A 19011-nucleotide genomic window follows, 5' to 3' on the forward strand; every position below is an offset into this window, starting at 1 on the left:
GGCATATCGTGCTTCTAGATGCATGCGGAGCAGCAGAAATGGAGTGCTTTATGAAGATTGATAACTTTGATCGCAAGATACTCGCGGAACTTCAGAAATCGAGCAAGCTCACCAACGTCGAGCTCGCCTCACGCGTCGGATTGTCTCCGTCGCCTTGTCTCGCGCGCGTCAAAGCCCTCGAGGCGACCGGTATAATAAAAGGACATGTTGCCTTACTGGACTCGGAGAAGCTCGGCGGCACTATCAGTATTTTCATCCATGTGACGTTGGAGCGTCAGTCCGAGCAGGTATTAGGGCTGTTCGAGGCTACCGTCAGCCAGCTCCCGGAGGTCATGGAGTGCTATTTGATGTCAGGCGATGCCGACTATTTATTGAGGGTCGTCGCTCGGGATACCGTAGCGCTTAGAGACTTTATCCTGGACAAGCTCTCGAAGACCGCGGGTGTTGCGAATATCAGGTCGAGTTTCGCTCTAAAGCAGGTAAAGTACAACACCTCCCTCCCCATCGCCGAGTTGTGGCCCGCGACCGCCAAGTAAATGGGAGCTGCTATCGGACGCCGATCTTGATCAGGTGAACCGCACAGAGTTTACCGGAGGCCATGTGGTTTGCGTCATGCGGCCATAGCTGGTTCATCCAGCATAGCGTGGTATCGCTCTTCAGCCTCGGCTGGCGGCATGTTTCCGATTGGCTCCAGAAGTCGTCGGTGGTTGAACCAGTCGACCCATTTCAGAGTGGCGAATTCTACCACCTCTAAGTTCTTCCATGGCCCGCAGCGATGAATGACTTCGGGCTTATAGAGACCGTTGATCGTTTCGGCGAGTGCATTGTCGTAACTGTCGCCGACGCTTCCGACAGAAGGCTTTATGCCAAGTTTCGCCAACATATCGGAGTGGCGGTCAGACAACTATTGAACGCCCCTGACGCCCTCCTAAGAGTCAAGCCACGATTTGGCGAATGATCGTTTCGCCGCATGGCGGCAGCCAGTCAATCCCGCAGTCGCCTTAAACTCTGCCTGAGATGTTGCCAATGCCCTGAAGGTATGGATTTTCCGAGGCCGCAAGGTAGCCCGTGAGAAACGTCACAAGTGTTCCGATTGGACTTGTCGGGGAGTCGTCCTCGGAGACGACCGCAATTTCGGTCATCGGGAGCGCAGGCCAATGGTCGGGTGCTTGTAGGATCGTCATGCTTCCGCGAACGAATGTCGCGCCAAGCACGGTGATGCCAAGACCGCCCGCGACGGCCGCTTGTACGCCCATCAGGCTTGAGGCAGTGCAAACTGACATCCACTCCTGTCGAACCGAATCCAATGCAGTGATCATTATGTCCCGGTACGCGCAGGGAGCGCGCAGCATAACGAGCCGAGCCGGCTGAGAAAAGTCGACCTCGTAGTCGCTGCTCGCTGTCCAGACCAAAGGCTCCCGCCAGATCACGCGGCCCTTCTTTGCCCCGCCATCCTTTTTTGCGATGACAGCATCCAGTTGGCCATCTCGGTAGGCTGCGTGGAGCTCGCCGCTCAGTCCGGTCATCAGCTCGAGGTGGACGTCTGGATAGACGTGACTAAACCTGGACAACAATTGGGGCAGTTGGGAAGGAATGAAGTCTTCGCATATTCCCAGTCGCAAATTCCCACTTGTTGTCGGTCGCATCAAATCGCGTACCACGGCATCGTTCAAATCGAGCAATCGTCGGGCTGAGGCTAGAAGGCGCTCCCCATTTCGGGTCAGTACCACGGCCTTCGCTGTTCGCTCGAACAGCTTCTGGCCAAGGGTCGCCTCCAAACGCGATATCCTCTGGCTGATTGCCGACTGTGAGCGGCCTACAAGCTCTGCTGCGGTGGTAAAGCTTCCTGTAAGAGCGACGGCGCTGAAAGAGCGAAGCAAATCGATTTCGAGGTCTGGAACGCGCATTGGAAAGTCCCTGTTCATAGCAAGGTTACTAGAGCATAATCCGACCGGAGTGAAACGAGGATCGATAAGATTATGCTTGAAATAGAAAGGGGTAGAGCGCCGATCTGATTCATTCAGATCGAAACGCGCTCTAACATGAGCGAAGCGCCACGTCATTAGTAAAGCTAATAGGGTCAAGAAGTATTATTCGTTTGTCTGATTTATGAACATCGCTTACCCGTCAGTGATACACAAACGGGAGATTTGTCATGAGATCACTAATCCTAAAAGAACACGGCCCGACCAGCAATTTCGAGGTCCAGGACATCGAAACTCCTCGCCCGGGTCCTGGGCAGGTGATTGTCCGGATAGCAGCGGCTTCGCTCAACCCGATCGATAACAAAATCCGCGCCGGTCTTCCTATCGGCCCAGAACTTCCGTCTGCGATCGGCTGCGACTTCGCTGGAGTGATCGCGACGATCGGGGATGGCGTTGAAGGCTTTTCAGTCGGAGACGAGGTATTCGGCTGCGCTGGCGGCGTGAAGGGACGCGGTGGCGCTCTTGCCGAGTACATTGCCGCAGACCAGGAGTTGATCGCGAAACGGCCATCGAATATTTCAGTGAAAGAGAGTGCGGCGCTTCCTCTGGTGTCGATTACGGCCACAAACCTGCTTGAGCGCCTACAACTGCGTGAAGATGACAACCTTCTCATCCATGGCGGCGTAGGCGGCGTCGGGCACATCGCGCTTCAACTCGCGAAGCGTATCACCAACTCGATCACAGTGACTGTCGAGAATGAGGATGACGCACGCGTTGCGCTTTCGCTGGGTGCCAGCGAAGCGATCTTGTTCAAGCAAGAGAGCCCTGCCGAATACAAGCAGCGTCTGACCGGGGGGCGAGGCTTCTCCGCTATCATCGATACAGTCGGTGGTCCGAACCTCATAAATTCATTCGAGGCGGCCTCCCTCGACGGACGCATCGCAACGACGGCGGCAAGGGCCACCCTGGATCTCGGACTTGTCCACGCCAAGGGCCTCACATTGCATGGAATTTTCATGCTCATCCCGATGCTCCATAATCACGAGAAAGCAAAGCACGGCGCGATCCTGAGGAACATAGCCAAGATAGTCGAGGCAAGTCAGCTCAGCCCCATTGTGGATGATCGCAGCTTTTCGCTGGACCAAGCGCCGCATGCTTATGACGAGCTGGAAGGTGGGCGTGCGAAGGGCAAACTGGTCATTGATATCTAGAGCATTTCATCTTTTGACGGAACCTTATCAGGCATTATCGAGATAGTTTTGGCAATCGGCAGGTTGGATGGTTGCTACCAAGCTGCCGATATGACGCTATGTGTGGGCGATGGCGCGCTTTTGCGCATTTCTCACCCAATGTTTGATCTTGGAGATGGTCTGTTCGATCGGATTAAGGTCCGGCGAATAGGGTGGCAAGAATGAGAGCCGCGCACCGGCCACTTTGATTAATTGGTGGATGGCTGCCGACTTGTGGCGGCCCAAGGCACGGGCGGATGTCGGACATTCGCCTGTAGCCGAGACGACCTTTCCCGATATTTCAGTGGGCAGAGCATGGTCGTTCGGTGCTTCCCCGGCGCTACTCACCTTCGACGGCGTTGCGTTTCCGCCACACCCCTCCATCATTCATTATAGAAGGCTGGGCCGCCGTTTCTGCGCTGCAACCATATTCGCGACGCTTCCAGTGTGCTTCCACGAGTTGTAGTGCGAACGACAAAAGCCTCCCGAGGGAGGCTTTAACACACTGTTTTTGTTACGGTTTTTTGGTTGCGGAGGCTCGCAACAAACGATTCCTGCGTTTAGTTGAACGGACTATATCGAAATTCGCGGCTTAATTTGTTAACGGGGACCAAGTTCGAATTCCTAACGCGAATCCGCCAAAACACCGCCAATCGCCGTATTCTAACAGAAGAGATAAAAATCCGCCGTTTTTACGCTACAACCCGATAAATCGTGAATGTTAGGCGTCAACTTCCAATCCCATTTCAGCCATTCGACTTAACTCGGTCGCGGTCGGAAACCTGCCGTTTTTCGCGGAGTGCAGTCGACAGCGCAGCACTGACGGGAAGCCATCGTGTGTAGAACTCTCTTCGTTGAGAAAGACACAGCTTAAGCAAGCACCTCGGCGGCTACACCTGTTTGGCTGATTTGCATGATCAGCGCGCCATCGAGCAGACCAGAAATGGCGCTGATGTTCTCAGCCGCATATCGTCACCTCCTCATGGTCCGCACGTTGATTAATTGGAAATTTTCATCTCCGGATCAAAGTCGTATCGACACGAAGATTCCCCCTTGAACAGTTCTGCGGCGAAACTAAATTGTAGTTGTCTGACGCCCATTGGGGGTCGGAAAACCGAGCGGATGCAAAAGCGTCCTGCGGGATAACAACTTGTACCCATATTGCTTCACAAGGAGGATGTGGCTATGAGAACCACTTTCGACTTTACTCCCCTGTTCCGGTCGAGCATCGGCTTCGACCGAATGCTGAACGCGCTCGAAGCTGCGAGCCGTGTCGAGACCATCGACAACTGGCCGCCTTATGACATAGCCAAGACCGGCGAGGACGACTACCGCATTACCATGGCGGTGGCCGGCTTCTCGCAGGACGAACTGACCATCACCCAGGAGCAGAACATGCTCGTTGTATCCGGTCAGAAGGCTGGCGAGGATAACAGCCAGTATCTGCATCGCGGAATTGCCGCGCGCACATTCCAGCGTCGCTTTGAACTGGCCGACCACGTGAAGGTCGTGGGCGCCAGCCTCGTCAATGGTCTGCTGACGATTGATCTCAAGCGTGAGATTCCCGAAGAAATGAAGCCGCGCAAGATTCAGATCGCGGCCGGCGAGGCACTGCCCAAGGTCGAGACCAGGCAGATCGAGGCCGACAAGCAGGCCGCCTGAGGTAGCTCTCTCAGCGTAATTCCCGCAAGGCGCCGGGCACTTCCCGGCGCCGACGGGAAAGCATTGTCAATCGAACGAACAGAAAGGAGAAGAACAATGAGTGTCCGTGATTTGATCCCCTGGGGCCGCAGCAGCGGCAATCAGGTTCCCAGTGTCTTGCGCGATGGCGATCGTGATCCGTTCCTTTCGCTGCATCGCGAGGTGAACAGGCTGTTCGAAGACGTCTTCCGCGGCTTCGGCTCCAACCTGCCCTCTCTCGTGGGAGCTTCCGCCTTCAGCGGCGGCTGGCCGAGCGTGGAGATCTCCGACGGCGAGAAGGAAATCAAGGTGACAGCTGAGGTGCCGGGCCTCGAAGAAAAGGACATTGAGGTCCTGCTCGAGGACGGGGTGCTGACGCTGCGGGGCGAGAAGCGCTCCGAGACGGAGCACAAGGACCGACAGTTCTCCGAGCGCTTCTATGGCCGCTTCGAGCGTCGCATCCCGCTCGGCTACGAGGTCAAGGACGACCAGGTCGACGCGCGGTTCAAAAACGGCGTGCTGACCGTGACCTTGCCCAAGAGCGAGAAGGCGCAGTCGCAGGTCAAGCGCATCGCCATTAAGAGTTGACGCATGGCAGGCGCCGGCGGCGGGCCATCCGGCCGCCGTCGGCCGCATCCTTCGCCAGAGAGGGAGGGATGAACGATGGAGACGACGAGAAAGATCAACGAATCAATCAGAACACCAATTCCGCAAGAGTGGCCGTCGAACGACAACCGGCACAAGCCCCTTTCGATGGGGCACTCGGTCTTCCCGGATGGCGCGGTTGCGCGCATCTACAAGCCGTCCCGCGCGGTGACGACCTCCGGCAAGGCCGGCACGAAGGGCTGGCGACTTGTGTTCGAGCGGCGCACCGCGCCCTTCATTGAGCCGCTGATGGGCTACACGGGCGGCGACGATACGCTGACCCAGGTCGAGCTGAGCTTCCCGACATTGCAATCGGCCATCCGCTATGCCGAGCGACAGGGTCTGACCTATATGGTCCAGACACCGCCCCGGCAGACGACAGGCAATGGCCGCAGCCAGCGCGCCGATGAGAAGCAGGCATATGTAGGAAAATCAACCCACGCCTTCTCGGACGCGACGCTCGACCGGCTCGGGCTCGCCGCCCTTCAGGAGACCTACGGGCGTGCGCCCGACGGCGCGGTGAACCGCAACGACCCGTCCGGTCCTGAAAGCTGGACGACGCCCATGAAGGTGATCAGCGATCGGAAGCTAACGCTGGAGGCGAAGCGCGCGATTCTGATGAACTGGGCCTGGACTGAGTACCTGATCGACCAGGCCACCAACGAAGGCATGCCCGAGAACGACCGGCCGTCGCGGCTCTACGAGGTCGAGCAGGCGCTGCTCGCGCTTGAACGCGAGGTTGCGGATGATGGGGATGATTCAGGCACACGAAAGGCAGCATGAGGTCCGGCGATGGATACGCATGTCGCTTTCGATTGCCAGAAGGTTCTGCCGAACCGGTTCGCGCTGACGCTTGCCGCTGCCTCCCGCATCGGGCGCGGAACCGAGGCTCGACGCAGTCGATCGAAGCGTGGGCGATCTTGCCCTGCACGAGATCGCGGCGGGCGCGTTCACGCGGGATGAACTCGCACCGTTTTTGCCTGGAGCGGATGAAAGGCGTCTTTTGCCTCCGCCCGATCCGGCTTCCAGGCTTCGCGATGGCGGAGGCGGAAGCGCCGCCGCACCCGCCTCCCGTTCGCGAAAGACGGTTCGTTGAAGAGGCAAGCAAACCGACACGGAGGAATGAACGATGCTGAAGTCTTTGTCTTCCGATAACCGGATGGCTTTCGATGTCCTCAAGATCATTGCCGGTCTCGGTCTTCTGCTGTCGCCTTGGTATCTCGGCTATGCGGCTGAAACCTATGCCGCATGGAATGCCTGGATCGTCGTTGCTGCCGTGACGCTGATCGCGGTCGCTGCGCTCTATACATTCCATCAGGTCGAGAAATGGGCCAACGTGGCACTCGACCTTTGGACCGCGCGGGCCAACCTCCGCTCGACCACATGACCACATGGCGCATGATCCTCGCACAGCGCATGCTGGGGGCGGGCAAGAGAGTGGCGGCGGTGGCCGAAGCTGTCGGACACCATTCACATAGCGCGTTCGCCCAGGCGTTCAAAAGAACTTTGGGCCCTACACCCCCGTCCAGGAAGTAATCGGCAGGCCTCCTCCAACGACACCCAACTTGCGGGCGGCATAGCGAGCGTTCTGGCGGAACGTCCAGGTTTCGTTGATGCGATGTTCCAGCTCGTAACCAAGATTGACGACATTGCGATCAGAATCGTCGAAGCTTGGATCACCCACGTAGAATTCGCGTGGCAGGCGGTAATTCGTGGCATTCAGTGTCAGACTTGGCGGCAAGCCTGAGGGCGAGCTGGGATTGTCATGCTGGAAGCTGGTCAGAATTGTCAGTTTGGTGTCTTCGTCGGGCTTCCAGGTGAAGGCCGGAGCAATGAAGTACCGATCATTGTCGAGATAATCGGTTTGGGTTCCAGATTTGCGCACCAGACCCGTCATGCGATAGGCAAGATTGTCATTGCCGAGAACCGGGCCACCCACATCGAAGAAAGTGCCGTAAGTATTATAGCTGCCAGCCTGGAAGCCGATTTCACCGAATTTCTCAAAAGTCGGGCGTTTGCTGATCATATTGATGAGTCCGCCGGGATTACCCTGCCAGAACATCACCGAAGCAGGACCGCGCACCACCTCGATACGCTCCAGCATATAGGGATCGACCGCCGAGGTGCCCGCGGTCCGCATCAGGCGCAACCCGTTGAGGAACTGCACCTGCCGGCCATCGAAACCGCGGACAAGAGGCGAGTCAAAACGAGGGTCGGAACCATAGGGTTCGGAAACGACACCTGCCGAATAGCCGAGCGCCTGCCCCAAAGTCTGGGCGCCCTGTGCCCTGATCTGATCAGCAGTGACGACCGAGATCGATTGCGGCGTCTCTACCAGCGGAGTGCCGGTCTTGGTTGCGCTGATACTCGTCTTTGCGACATAGCCTTTTACCGGTGCTGTCGGGTCCTCACGGCCGCCTTCGACAACGATGGGTGCGAGAATTGTAGGAGCGGCTGCCTCCTGTGCAAACGCTCCGGTCGCAGCGGCGAAAGTGGTGCTGGAAATGGCTACGACCGACAATGCGCGGCGCGATCGGGCTAGGATGCTCACGGGAGTCCCTCTCGGAATATAAACTGGACTTCATTAATCATCTTTTGTCATTTTATCCAATAAGCCGATGATGCCTTTTTCATAACTATGAATTATGATAACTATCGGCCTCATAGTTTTGAATTATTCAAAAAGGCGCTCAAATGCCTCCAGCTTCGAATAAAATCCCCGCCGCTCGCTCCTTCGAGTTGCGTCACTTGCGCTATTTCTGCGCTCTGGTGAACGAGAAGAATTTCGAGCGCGCCGCCGCGCGACTGGGCATCGCCCAACCCGGCCTCAGCCAGCAGATCATGGCGCTGGAGACAATCGTCGGCTCGCCTTTGATCGACAGGTCGCGGCGTTCAGTGCAACTGACCCAGTCGGGCGAGGTGCTTTACCGCGAAGCGCTCAAGATCCTTGCACAGACCGACGCGGCCATGGTGGCAGTCAAACGCGCCGGGCGGGGCGAAATCGGGCAGGTCTCCATCGGCTATGTCGCATCAGCCGCCTATTCCGGCATCGTTTTCGAAACCATCCGTACATTCCGGGCGGAATATCCCGATGTCGCGGTCAACCTCACTGAAATGGAACTGCGAATGCAACTCTCGCGCATTTCGGAAGGCTTGCTGGATATGGGTTTCATCCGCTGGCCCGCCCCGATGCCACCCGGCTTGACCAGCCTAATCGTGAAGCGTGAACCTCTCGTTGCCGTGCTGAATGAAGCCCATGCCCTGGCGAATTGCAGCACACTCCGGCTCGACGCCTTGAAGGGAGAAACCTTCCTCACACCGCGCCAGCCGGCCGACATCGGCTTTCACAGGACAACACTCGAAGCCTGCCGAAGCGCCGGTTTCGAACCAGATATCAATGCGCATGCACTGGATTTCACCGAAATAGCAAGCCGTGTCGCAATTGAACTCGGTGTGGCACTGGTGCCCAAATCGATGAATGCCGTGGGCCTTCCTGGCATATGCTATGTGGATGTAAGCAGCATCACTACGACCTCAGATGTCGCCATTGCCTTCCGAAAGAGCGAATCCTCATTAGCCGCAAAGAGCTTCGTTGCGCTCTGCCGCCGTGCAGCCTAAGAACACTGTTTTGGCCGGACAAACACGCCGTAACTCGTATGTTCATTATGGCCCGCCTTACAAGCAAAGCGGGCCATAATCGTAATCCCCGAGATCGAGCGGATCAAATTCCCCGAGGATGACATTGATTGAACGAACTAGAAATCGACCGTCCGCGCTATATGAACATTCTCATATGCCGTGGCCCGGTCTGGAGCTGGCGGATAAATCCAGACTGTATTGATCTCCTGCTTCACCTTCTTCGCGTCGGTGCCGGTGATTTCAACTTTGCCGGACCATCCACGTGTAAAAATTGCAGCGTCAGCACCGAGATCAAGGCAAACAACATATGCGGGCTGATTATACGCCAAGGTTGGCTCGCCTAAGAGTTCCGCTGCTGCATTATGGCCTGCAAATGCGCCAAGTCGACGTGCATGCTGACAGGACATCAGCGAAAAATTTCCCTCATTGTCGGTTGCCGCCTTTGCGGTATCTCCAGTCGCGAAAATCTGAGCGTGACCAGGTACGCGAAGATCCGGTTCCACTATTATACGTCCGAGCTGGTCTCTTTCTGCCTCGAGCTGACTTGTGAGCGGAGAGGCGCGCATGCCTCCCGACCAGATCACTGTCGCCGTCTCGATCCGTTCTCCGTTATCAAGCGTTACTGAATTCTCGTCGAGTCTTGCAATTCCCGTGTTTAATCGGGTCTCTATACCAAGTTCTTTGAGACGCTGCTCAATATATGGACGTGGATTTTCTCCCATTGCCGGAGCGACATGCGGATTCCGGTCCACAATGATGATGCGCGGACGAGCCTTGGAGCCCAGAATACCACGCAGACGCGTTTCGAGTTCGGTAGCGACTTCCAATCCTGTGAAACCCGCTCCGCCTACCACAACTGTGTCTCGTGCGGGGCTTGCCGGATGATCAGCAAGCCTGTGCAGATGCTGGTCCAGTATTACAGCTTCTTCAAGATGGTTGGAGGCAAAGCCGTATTCCTCAAGCCCGGGGATTGGTGGCTGAAAGCCGCGACTGCCAGCAGCAAGCACGAGTCTGTCATAGGATTGTAGGACACTTCGACCGTTGCCATCTATGATCGCAACTTGGCTACCAGCAACGTCGATCTTTTCTACTGTACCAGCAATGAAATTGATCTCAGTAGCGGAGAAGAGATCCCCAAGAGGAGCTGTCATCTTATCGGGCTCGGGTTCATAGAGTCTCGGGCGGATGACCAGCTCAGGTTCAGGGGATACGACGGTGATTTTCAAATCCTCAGCTGAGACACTCTTTTCGTGCCTCAGCCGAGAGGCAGCCAATGCTGCCATAACACCGGCAAAACCGGCGCCAACAATGAGGATATGCTTGGACATGATGATTTCTCCTGTTTACGAGATGCCGGTAATGGTGGGCATTTCGGCCTGGACACTCGTCTGAGTGTCGGACGTGCTGGCTAGTTTCCAGTATCGAGACGATGAACACGGTAGACAGACATGTAACCCACCTGCTTGATGCGCGATCTCGTGCCTTTTTCAAGAGATCCCGATATCCCAACTCGATACAGTATGCCGAAGCCGCGATCGCTGTTTCTGTTTTCGATCCGCTTTACCAGATCGTTTTTAAAAATATCTCGGCAGACAACGCGGGGCGATTGGCTGTTGGAATGAAGCATCCTGTACGACATACGAGGAAACTTACGTCCTAAGTATTGGTGTAAGGTCGGGAACAACATTCACATCCAACTTCCGGAGCCGGCCGTATCCCTGATGTTTGGTTTGGCTCAAAGTTCTGGTTTCAAAGAATGCTTCGCCCGGATTTTTCTTATTACCTCGGCTGACGATATGCGCGAGAGTTCGTTTCGTCCGGCAGCAGCCATTTCGATGTTGTTTGCCTCGCATAACGCTGCAAAAGTTACCATAACGCCGCCGACTTCCTGTTCAGGAATACCAGGGTCCCGAGCGTAAACATATTCAACGATTTGAAGTATGGTAGCCTTATCACACCCCAGAGACTGGGCCAGTTCCACAGTTTCTTCGAGAAACCGCCGATTTCTTTCCGCTCTATTGTTCGCCAGATCTCTTCCGAAACACTCAATCACCCAGTTCCAGACCCGCCTCTGGAAACGTACACCATTCAATGCTTCAGCTTTTTGCATCCCAGTCACAATGATCACCTTTGAAAAATTCAACTTGCAAACGTGTCAGAGAGAAATTTGTTACGAGAACAACGTCTGACCCCCATATTAAGACTGATGAAGTTTTGCAGAGTTCAATTTACTGAGCAATCTATGCTTGTTGACAGGATTCGAATGATCCCGGTGGCAACTGTTCGCCACCGAGGTTTCATATATCTACGGTCGTTCAAGCACGACTATTCCCGCTTGAGAGCTAACGCTTCCACGCAAGTTCCGGTCTGATCTGGTAATTGCTTTTCTCGCGGAGGAAGAAAGCTGCCAGCTTGAGAAAGGTCAGGCCACGGCAATACTGTTTCACCGCAAACCTTCCAGTTGCCCTCCTGCTTTCTAAGGCGTAGTTCATAAAATGCAGGGGTCGCTTTCTCACTCATCTGGCGAAAGAGAATGACAGTGGCTTCATCTCCCTGCGCTTCAATATGAAGAAATCGTTTTGTGGTAAGAAGAGGAAGTTCCCCTGCGTCTCGTCGTGACCGGAACTCCTCGAATATTCCCGCTTTCGAAAAGCGGGAGATTTCGCCATCTGGCGTCAACACCAGGAAAGCCAGATCTTCCGAATACAACTCTTCCATTTCGTCCATGCGATAATGGCTGCCCACTTCTGCCAGTTTCTCAACAAAAGCAGCAATTTCAGAATTATTCTGTGTCATAAAGCCAGATCCTTCAAACAAGCGACATTCCGCCATCGACGTGGAGATCAATGCCATTGATGAAGCTGCTCGCCTGTGAAGCCAGGAACAGAGCGGCTCGTGCCAGTTCATCAGTTGTTCCCAGTCTGCCTGCGGGAATGGTTTCGGCCATCAATTTGAGAAACGGTTCGCGTTCGACATCTGAGATTCCTAGTTTGCCCAGGATTTCAGTATCTGTGGGTCCTGGGCTGATAACATTTGCCCTGATACGCCTGTGCTTGAATTCGAGAGCCCAATTCTTCACAAATGCCACCGCAGCCGCCTTCGAACCGGCATAGACTGTATGATCAGGAAGGACCTTGGTTGCAGCCAGAGAACTGGTGACAATAATAGTGCCATCGTCATTTATGAGTGGCGATAGTGTCTGGACACCGAAGAAGACACCTTTTGTATTAATGTTGAAATGTCGATCATAAATATCTTCAGTTACTGCCTCAGACGCTTTAAGGTCAATGACACCGGCATTTGCAAAATAGATATCGAAAGCGCCGAAGCGATCGGAGATCTCATCTGCCACCCGTTTATGGTGGGAAAGATCGGAGACATCGCCGCAAATGCCAATGGCATTTCCGCCGATGTCTTTCAGTGCTGCGTTTAAAGCGTCCTGTCGGCGAGCAGTTATGACGACCTGTGCTCCGTTCTCCACGAATAGTTTAGCAGTTGCTTTACCGATACCACTGTTGCCGCCTGTGATGACGGCCACCTTGCCTTTGAGAAGACCCATATACTTTCTCCATATTGATCTAAAGGTAAAATATGGATTTGATCTGTGTTCCATTAGCCCTTGGCTGGGTATTTCACTTTTGCTTCCGGAGTTCGAATGCCAAACCTTTTGAATGAAACCGCAGGCCTTCTGGCATTTGTGCGCACTGTGGAAGCAGGTTCCTTCAGTGCAGCAGCTCGGCTGCTCAAGACATCTCCTTCAGTTGTTTCCAGAAGTGTCGGACGACTTGAAAGGCTCATCGAAGCGCGTCTCTTTCTAAGATCGACGCGTGCTCTCGTACTGACCGCAGACGGGCATTTGCTATTCGAGCGCTTGTCTCCCCTGCTTCGCGAACTCGATATTGCCGATGATGAAATCAATGCACGCAAGGAGATATCAGGTCGTGTCCGCTTCTCCATGTCTAGCGAACTTGCCCCGCTGTTCCTTGACACCATATTGTCCGGCTTTGCTAAGCGTTACCCGGGAATTCATCTTGAAATCGGCCTGACCGATCGTCACGTCGATATTATTCGCGAAGACTATGACGTGGCATTTCGAGTTGGAGCAATCGAGAATGGTGATTTGATCATTCGCCGACTGGCCGATTTTGAAATGATTATGGTCGGTTCTCCGGATTTTGCGAACAATCATGGTTTGCCTGGCACGATAAAGGAAGCCGCCAGGTTGCCCTTTGCAAGGTATATGGGCAATGGATACCCGAACGACGTAAAGCTGGATGATGGTACTCACTTCGTCCCACAAGGACGTGTCGATTGCGATTCAGGCCAGGCATTGAAAGCCGCTGCCAGACATGGTCTCGGTGCAGCTGTTGTGATGCGTTGTGTGGTTAAGGACGACCTCGAAAAAGGAACTCTGGTCGAAATTTCGAAAATGGTACCACTTCCGTCTATGCCGTTTCACGCTGTGCATGCCTATAAGCGCCTGGTTCCCATGCGTGTGCGCGTTCTTTGCGATATGGTCGAAAGCCGAGCAATATCATTGGCTTCATCGTGAGGCCATATTTAGGTTTTCAGACAATCAGGACAGATTCTTCATCAAACCAGCCTTGGATTGATGTCGCGCTCTTTTTTCCGAACTCCGCCAATTGAAACGATCAATCTCCAGCAGGGTTTGTGTCATGCATTCTGAATCTGCGATGGCAGTGTTTCCCAAATCCTGATCAACTCCCCTATGGAAGATGCCTCCATCTTCCGCATGACATTTCCCCGGTGAAGCTTGACAGTTACCTCACTGATCCCCAAGTCAAAAGCAATCTGCTTGTTAAGTCGCCCGCGTGCCACTTCTCGCAAGACCTCTCGCTCTCTGGGGGTCAATGTCTCATGATGCTCGATATTGCGTTTGACGATGACTGCGTGGGAACGTCGCTGCGCATCCATTTCTATTGCTGACGTAACCGCATCAAGCAATGTTTGATCTCGCACCGGCTTGGTCAGGAAATCGACTGCGCCAGCTTTCATTGCCTCGACAGTCATCGGAATATCACCATGACCCGTCAGGAAAATGATCGGTTTGGGATTGCCGCTTTGTGCCAATTGCCGCTGTAAATCCAACCCACTTGTGCCCGGCATGCGCACATCGAGGATTAGACAACCCGGTGCTTCCAGCAGGTCTGTTCCAATCAACTCGCGTGTAGAGGCAAAAGCTATGGGCCTGAGCCCTGCCGATAAGATCAACTCGAAGAGTGCCTCTCGTATGGCCTCATCGTCATCTACGATCACAACGAATGGCTGCTCCGCATCCGTTGCGCGTTTTGACGATTGCCCTGGTTTCAAATTGTGTGACTGCTGTTCAGTTCTCATGTCCACCCTCCATTCGACGCTTGTCTAATGCTTCACCAATTGCTGCAAGCAATTCCTGTCCATCGAACGGCTTCCTGAAGAAACCTGTTATTCCCTGAGCTCGCTCCTGGTCCGCTATTTCGTGCCTTCCTGTAATGAGAAATACAGGAATATCAGGACGAACCTCCTGAACTATTTCTCGCAATTCGAAGCCATTGATGTCCGGCATGCCGATGTCCGTTATAACGAGGTCTATGCCTCCAAGCCCCCGCGTTAACAGTGAGACGGGAGAAGAAAAACAGCGAGCCATGTACCCTGTCGACTCCAACAGATCTTCCATTGATTCCAGTAACCGTGAATCGTCGTCAACAACTGCAATTACGAGCTTGCTCTCGATCATAGTTCCTCCCCTTTTGATCTGCGCGAGTGGGTGATCGGTATTTTCAACCTCTCCGCGATGCGTACGAGATCAGGGAGCGACGCTGCCGCCATTTTTTGCATGACATTCCTTCTGTGGAGTTGCAACGTCACTTCGCTTATGCCGAGTTCGGCAGCTGCCTGCTTATTGAGGAGACCGCTCACGACTAACGGCATCACCTCTCGTTCTCGGGATGTGAGTTCTCCATAGCGCTGTCTCAGCAATTCGATTTCCGCCCGACTATTGCGTAGCTGTTGATCTTGTTCGATTGCCGCATTGATTGCCGCAAGGAGTTTTGCGTCACTGAAAGGCTTGGTCAGAAAATCGACAGCGCCCCGCTTCATTGCGCGAACAGAACTGGGAATATCGCCATGTCCAGTGATGAAGACGATGGGCGGATGTTCCTGCACCGAAATCTGTTTCTGCAGTTCCAGACCGTTAATATCGGGAAGTTCGACATCGAGCACGAGGCAAGACGGAACATCAGGCTTGTGAGCATTGACGTAATCTCTTGCCGATCCAAATGACATAGTGCGCATGCCATACGAAGCCAAAAGTTCCTCCAGGGCTTCGCGGATGCGCTCGTCGTCGTCTACAATGAATACCAACTGGCTAATGCTCATCACTTGTCGCCTTCGCCTCCACGGGGAGAGTAAAAATTAGCGCCGTTCCGTACGGCTCATTCTTTTCCGCCCACAGGCAACCACCATGTGCCTCGACAATCGAACGGGAAATCGCGAGTCCCATGCCCATTCCCTGTTCTTTCGTCGTAATAAACGGTTCGAATATTCTTTCCGGGGATGTAATTCCCACGCCCTGGTCGCTGATCTTTGTCTGAATGAAACCTCCGTCGCGAACCACCCTTATCGTCAAGTGGCGATCACGTGTGATGGCTTCCATCGCTTCAATGGCATTTCGAATGAGATTCAAAAGGACTTGCTGGATCTGGACCCTATCCGCCATCACATACGGTAAATCTGCCTCTATTTCGACGACGGTGCGGACACGCCAGCGCAGCAGCTCCTCCGTCATGAGCCCGCGCACCTCCGCGATGACGTCGTTCAGCGTGATTTTCTTTTTTGCGTCAGCCGACTGCCTGAATAGAGCTCGAATTCGACCGACAACGTCGGCGGCAGATGTGGCATCCCGTGTGATGCGTTCAACAGTCTTAAGGGCTCGTTCGGTGTTTGGCGGTTCGGCGGTGAGCCAGCGCCGACAGGCATGGGAATTGGCTACAATAGCCGCCAAAGGCTGGTTGACCTCGTGTGCGATCGACGCCGAGAGCTCTGCAAGGCTTGAGGCCTGGCTCGCTCGAGCTAATTTCTCATGTGTGAGACGAAGTTCATCCTGCGCTCGGACTTCGCGATCAATATCCAGACATATAACGTTCCACTGAACGATATTACCCTGTCCGTCGCGCATTGCTTCTGCCCGTGTCTCAACCCAGCGATATTGCCCATCGAAACGCCGTAAACGATGTCTACGTGCATATGGCTCCCCTGTAGCGAGTGAATGTGCGTATTGTTCTTTCACTCCAGCCAAATCGTCAGGATGCACTCCTGCATCAAGCGTTGCATTGAGCTTGCCGTCTTCGTCGAGCCTGTCGAGACCATAGCCGAGAAATTGGCTCAATCGGTCGCTCCGATAGACCGGTTCGCCGTTCGGATCAGCGCAGTCGATCATGACGGGTAAGGCTTCCACCAGACGCCAAAGTGACCGTTCCCTTTCCCGTAATGCTTCCTCCGCGCGCTTCCTCTGGGTTATATCGATGAATCCAACCAGACTTTTATCAGCCACTGCATCAGGTCGTGCAGTCGTAAAGAGGACATCGATGACGCGACCGTCCAGGCGCATTACTTTTGTTTCTTCCTGAAAAACCTCTTCTCCACGATAGCGCGCCTCTATCGAACGGCGAATCGTGTCCATGCCGGGCTGCCAATAACGGGTGGCGGAACCACGCATTTCGTCGGCATTTTGGGCCCCAAACATTTCGAGAATATGCTGATTAACCTCTTCGACTTCCAGAGCCTCGACAGCCCGTGTTAGAAATTCTGGATGCTCGTCTATATAGTCGCGCAAGTCGTTCACCCCTTGCGCCCGCAATTCATTGAACAGAAGAACAAGTTTTTTGGCGTCGACCTGGGTGAGGCCGATCGGCATGTACTGAAAAAGATCGCGATAACGGCGCTCGCTGTGTCTGAGGGCGTCCTCGGCTTTAACCTGATCATCAATGTCGGTAGATAGACCATACCATTGGATTATGCGTCCATCATCGTCTCGCAGTGGATCTGCCTGTCCGGCAACCCAGCGATATACGCCGTCAGCCCGGCGAAGTCGGTATCTCATCGAAAAGCGTTCGCCAGTGGCAATGCTGTGGTTGAGCGCCTGGGATACCCGCCCCACGTCGTCGGGGTGTGTCGTGCTTTCCATGATGGCTGCCAGACGTTTTGGCCCCATCTTTTCCGCGTCCTCCACATCCATACCGAAGAAATCAATCAAACGCCTGTTGAAGTAATTCGGCTCTCCTTCCGGGGTAAGGCGCCAGATAAAGCTCGGCACCATATCGACGAGCATTGAAAGCTCGCGCTCCCGATCAGACAGGGATTTTTGGGCAGTTACCAGATCGTCGATATCGACGCAGACACCATACCACTGGACGATCGCGCCGGTTTCGTCTCGCAACGGTTCGGCGCGGGTTTCGGTCCAGCGATAATTGCCGTCAGAACGCAACTGTCGGTATCTTTGAACATACGGTTCATGCGTCGTCAGGGAACGATGAATGGCATCTCTTGCCTTGTGAATATCATCTGGATGGATGACACTGAGATTCGGAGACTTGTCGACTGCGGTGATATCCTCGAGCGTCGCGCCTGTTACTTCGGTAAACCGCTTGTTGACATAAGTTGGCGACCCCTTTTCCGAAATCGTCCAGACGAGTGCAGGGACTGTGTCTATCAGCTGTTGCAGGCTTTGTTCCCGCTCGCGTAACGCAGTTACGGTTTTCTTATATAGATCATTATCGAGTGCAATACCGTACCAGCCTGAGATTTGCCCATTGCCGTCGCGTACGGGCCTGGCGGCGGTTCTTGCCCAGACATACACATCGTTGGCCCGTCGAAAGCGGAATTCTACGTTAAAGTCATCTCCGGTCGCCAGGCAGTGACGCCATTTTTCCGCAACTTCTTCATAATCATCAGGATGTAGTACTCGTTTCCACGCAGTATGGCCTTCATCTACAGCAGCATTAAGATAATCCAGGGTGACACCGAGAGAACTCTGTGCGAATGGATGGAGGAATATCCATCTTCCTGCTGCGTCAAACGCCCAACCATTGCCGAAAATGCTCTCCACAACCTTGGCCGAACGCATCGGCTCTGTCTCATCATTTCCAAGCAACTCGGCCGCTGTTTGTTTAGGAGGGTCTTGCTCGGTGACCAGGTCTCCGATATCCACGCTGACGCTATAGCTTGGCTCCGACCGGGTCTCGATCCTGCGATACGTCCCATCGGCCTGGCGTTGGCGGTGTCGGGTGATTTGCGGAACACCGGTCCAGAATGCACGAGCGGCGGCATGAGATGCGGATATCCTGTCGTCCGGATGGGTAAGATCAAGTGTTTCTGGTTGATCGGAACGCGCTTTTCTGTCCAACGCCAAGTTCGTTACAAGGTTGAAGCGCTCGCTGTCAATTGATGGGACATCGGCATTGATTATGGTTCCATACCAGCCACGGATTTTACCCTGCTTATCCCGCAAAGCTTGTCCGGAACTGCGACACCATCGATAAGCGCCGCTCGAACTTAAAAGCCGATGTTCGTAACTATATTTTTCACCGGTACGCAATGACCTAAGCCATATTGCCGCAAAACCATCAAGGTCATCGGGATGGATAAGTTTTGACCAGCCATATAAAGCCCTACCAATCGGTTTATTGGATTGCTCCAATGAAGACTGGACAAGGGAAAGCAGCTCTTCGGTCAGATAAATAACCGCGCCATCTTTATCGGTCGCCCAGGCGATCCCCACCACACGTTCAACAATTTGCGCAGCTTCAATAGCGTAAATATGATCGTCTTCATCCGATATAGAAGTAAACGTCATTTGCCGCAGCCTTTTCAGCATTCACCGATGATCATCATGC

18 protein-coding genes and 3 pseudogenes are annotated in these 19011 nt (G+C 54.2%); 9 read left to right on the forward strand and 12 right to left on the reverse strand.

What is annotated here, in order from left to right:
- The first annotated feature begins 50 nt into the window (after positions 1-50).
- On the forward strand, positions 51-536 hold the full coding sequence (locus WIX40_RS20555) for an Lrp/AsnC ligand binding domain-containing protein (protein WP_182522667.1): 486 nt from the start codon (positions 51-53) through the stop codon (positions 534-536).
- A gap of 74 nt (positions 537-610) precedes the next feature.
- Here WIX40_RS20555 and WIX40_RS20560 read toward each other — a convergent pair.
- Together WIX40_RS20560 and WIX40_RS20565 are read right to left on the reverse strand one after the other, a co-directional pair.
- Positions 611-889: pseudogene (locus WIX40_RS20560) on the reverse strand (integrase core domain-containing protein); the annotation flags it as partial.
- Between the two features lie 112 nt (positions 890-1001).
- Positions 1002-1907 carry a LysR substrate-binding domain-containing protein gene (locus WIX40_RS20565; protein WP_339441816.1) on the reverse strand — a complete coding sequence of 302 codons (906 nt, stop codon included), beginning with the start codon at positions 1905-1907 and terminating at the stop codon, positions 1002-1004.
- A gap of 248 nt (positions 1908-2155) precedes the next feature.
- On the opposite strand from WIX40_RS20565, the gene WIX40_RS20570 reads away from it, so the two are divergent.
- Positions 2156-3136, forward strand: a complete 981-nt coding sequence (locus WIX40_RS20570) for a zinc-binding dehydrogenase (RefSeq protein ID WP_339441818.1) — start codon at positions 2156-2158, stop codon at positions 3134-3136.
- A 27-nt stretch (positions 3137-3163) separates the two neighbouring features.
- Here WIX40_RS20570 and WIX40_RS20575 read toward each other — a convergent pair.
- A pseudogene (locus WIX40_RS20575) lies at positions 3164-3400 on the reverse strand (transposase); the annotation flags it as partial.
- A 939-nt stretch (positions 3401-4339) separates the two neighbouring features.
- Between WIX40_RS20575 and WIX40_RS20580 the strand changes: the two are divergent.
- The 5 genes from WIX40_RS20580 (at position 4340) to WIX40_RS23695 (ending at position 7015) form a co-directional block, all read left to right on the forward strand.
- Entirely contained in the window at positions 4340-4816 is a 477-nt protein-coding gene (locus WIX40_RS20580) for an Hsp20 family protein (protein ID WP_006471531.1), read from the forward strand.
- Between the two features lie 96 nt (positions 4817-4912).
- Positions 4913-5422, forward strand: a complete 510-nt coding sequence (locus tag WIX40_RS20585; RefSeq protein WP_339441821.1) for an Hsp20/alpha crystallin family protein — start codon at positions 4913-4915, stop codon at positions 5420-5422.
- Between the two features lie 75 nt (positions 5423-5497).
- The gene (locus WIX40_RS20590; protein WP_339441823.1) at positions 5498-6262 is read left to right on the forward strand and encodes an NADH dehydrogenase ubiquinone Fe-S protein 4; all 765 of its coding nucleotides are present in this window, start codon (positions 5498-5500) and stop codon (positions 6260-6262) included.
- A 346-nt stretch (positions 6263-6608) separates the two neighbouring features.
- Positions 6609-6866, forward strand: a complete 258-nt coding sequence (locus WIX40_RS20595) for an SPW repeat protein (protein WP_339441824.1) — start codon at positions 6609-6611, stop codon at positions 6864-6866.
- Between the two features lie 29 nt (positions 6867-6895).
- Positions 6896-7015, forward strand: coding sequence for a helix-turn-helix transcriptional regulator (locus tag WIX40_RS23695; RefSeq protein WP_371834168.1), 120 nt, complete (start codon positions 6896-6898; stop codon positions 7013-7015).
- A gap of 37 nt (positions 7016-7052) precedes the next feature.
- Here the strand turns inward: WIX40_RS23695 and WIX40_RS20600 are convergent.
- Positions 7053-8030, reverse strand: a pseudogene (locus WIX40_RS20600) (TonB-dependent siderophore receptor); the annotation flags it as partial.
- Positions 8031-8173: 143 nt separating this feature from the next.
- On the opposite strand from WIX40_RS20600, the gene WIX40_RS20605 reads away from it, so the two are divergent.
- A complete protein-coding gene (locus tag WIX40_RS20605; RefSeq protein WP_266031331.1) occupies positions 8174-9097 on the forward strand; it encodes a LysR family transcriptional regulator in 924 nt (307 codons plus the stop codon).
- Between the two features lie 137 nt (positions 9098-9234).
- On the opposite strand, the gene WIX40_RS20610 is transcribed toward WIX40_RS20605, so the two are convergent.
- The 4 genes from WIX40_RS20610 to WIX40_RS20625 form a co-directional block, all read right to left on the reverse strand.
- Complete coding sequence (locus WIX40_RS20610; RefSeq protein WP_339441832.1) at positions 9235-10446, reverse strand: NAD(P)/FAD-dependent oxidoreductase; 1212 nt, start codon at positions 10444-10446, stop codon at positions 9235-9237.
- A 407-nt stretch (positions 10447-10853) separates the two neighbouring features.
- Positions 10854-11237: a hypothetical protein gene (locus WIX40_RS20615; protein ID WP_210249382.1), complete on the reverse strand. Its 384-nt coding sequence runs from the start codon at positions 11235-11237 to the stop codon at positions 10854-10856.
- 206 nt (positions 11238-11443) lie between these two features.
- Positions 11444-11914, reverse strand: a complete 471-nt coding sequence (locus WIX40_RS20620; RefSeq protein WP_036588390.1) for a nuclear transport factor 2 family protein — start codon at positions 11912-11914, stop codon at positions 11444-11446.
- A gap of 13 nt (positions 11915-11927) precedes the next feature.
- Positions 11928-12677 carry an SDR family NAD(P)-dependent oxidoreductase gene (locus WIX40_RS20625; RefSeq protein ID WP_036588386.1) on the reverse strand — a complete coding sequence of 250 codons (750 nt, stop codon included), beginning with the start codon at positions 12675-12677 and terminating at the stop codon, positions 11928-11930.
- Between the two features lie 96 nt (positions 12678-12773).
- On the opposite strand from WIX40_RS20625, the gene WIX40_RS20630 reads away from it, so the two are divergent.
- Positions 12774-13670: a LysR family transcriptional regulator gene (locus WIX40_RS20630; RefSeq protein WP_339441840.1), complete on the forward strand. Its 897-nt coding sequence runs from the start codon at positions 12774-12776 to the stop codon at positions 13668-13670.
- Between the two features lie 122 nt (positions 13671-13792).
- Here WIX40_RS20630 and WIX40_RS20635 read toward each other — a convergent pair whose 3' ends face one another.
- The 4 genes from WIX40_RS20635 to WIX40_RS20650 are packed head-to-tail and all read right to left on the reverse strand — an operon-like array spanning position 13793 to position 18971.
- Entirely contained in the window at positions 13793-14476 is a 684-nt protein-coding gene (locus tag WIX40_RS20635) for a response regulator transcription factor (protein ID WP_036588380.1), read from the reverse strand.
- Complete coding sequence (locus WIX40_RS20640; RefSeq protein WP_151557809.1) at positions 14466-14855, reverse strand: response regulator; 390 nt, start codon at positions 14853-14855, stop codon at positions 14466-14468. The genes WIX40_RS20635 and WIX40_RS20640 overlap by 11 nt, the downstream gene beginning before the upstream one ends.
- Positions 14852-15496, reverse strand: a complete 645-nt coding sequence (locus WIX40_RS20645) for a response regulator transcription factor (RefSeq protein ID WP_036588374.1) — start codon at positions 15494-15496, stop codon at positions 14852-14854. Before WIX40_RS20645 ends, WIX40_RS20640 begins: the two co-directional genes overlap by 4 nt.
- Positions 15486-18971, reverse strand: coding sequence for a PAS domain-containing protein (locus WIX40_RS20650; RefSeq protein ID WP_339441843.1), 3486 nt, complete (start codon positions 18969-18971; stop codon positions 15486-15488). Before WIX40_RS20650 ends, WIX40_RS20645 begins: the two co-directional genes overlap by 11 nt.
- Positions 18972-19011 lie beyond the last annotated feature (40 nt).

Origin of the sequence: Ochrobactrum teleogrylli (assembly GCF_037482325.1) — a bacterium.
Lineage (GTDB): Bacteria > Pseudomonadota > Alphaproteobacteria > Rhizobiales > Rhizobiaceae > Brucella > Brucella teleogrylli.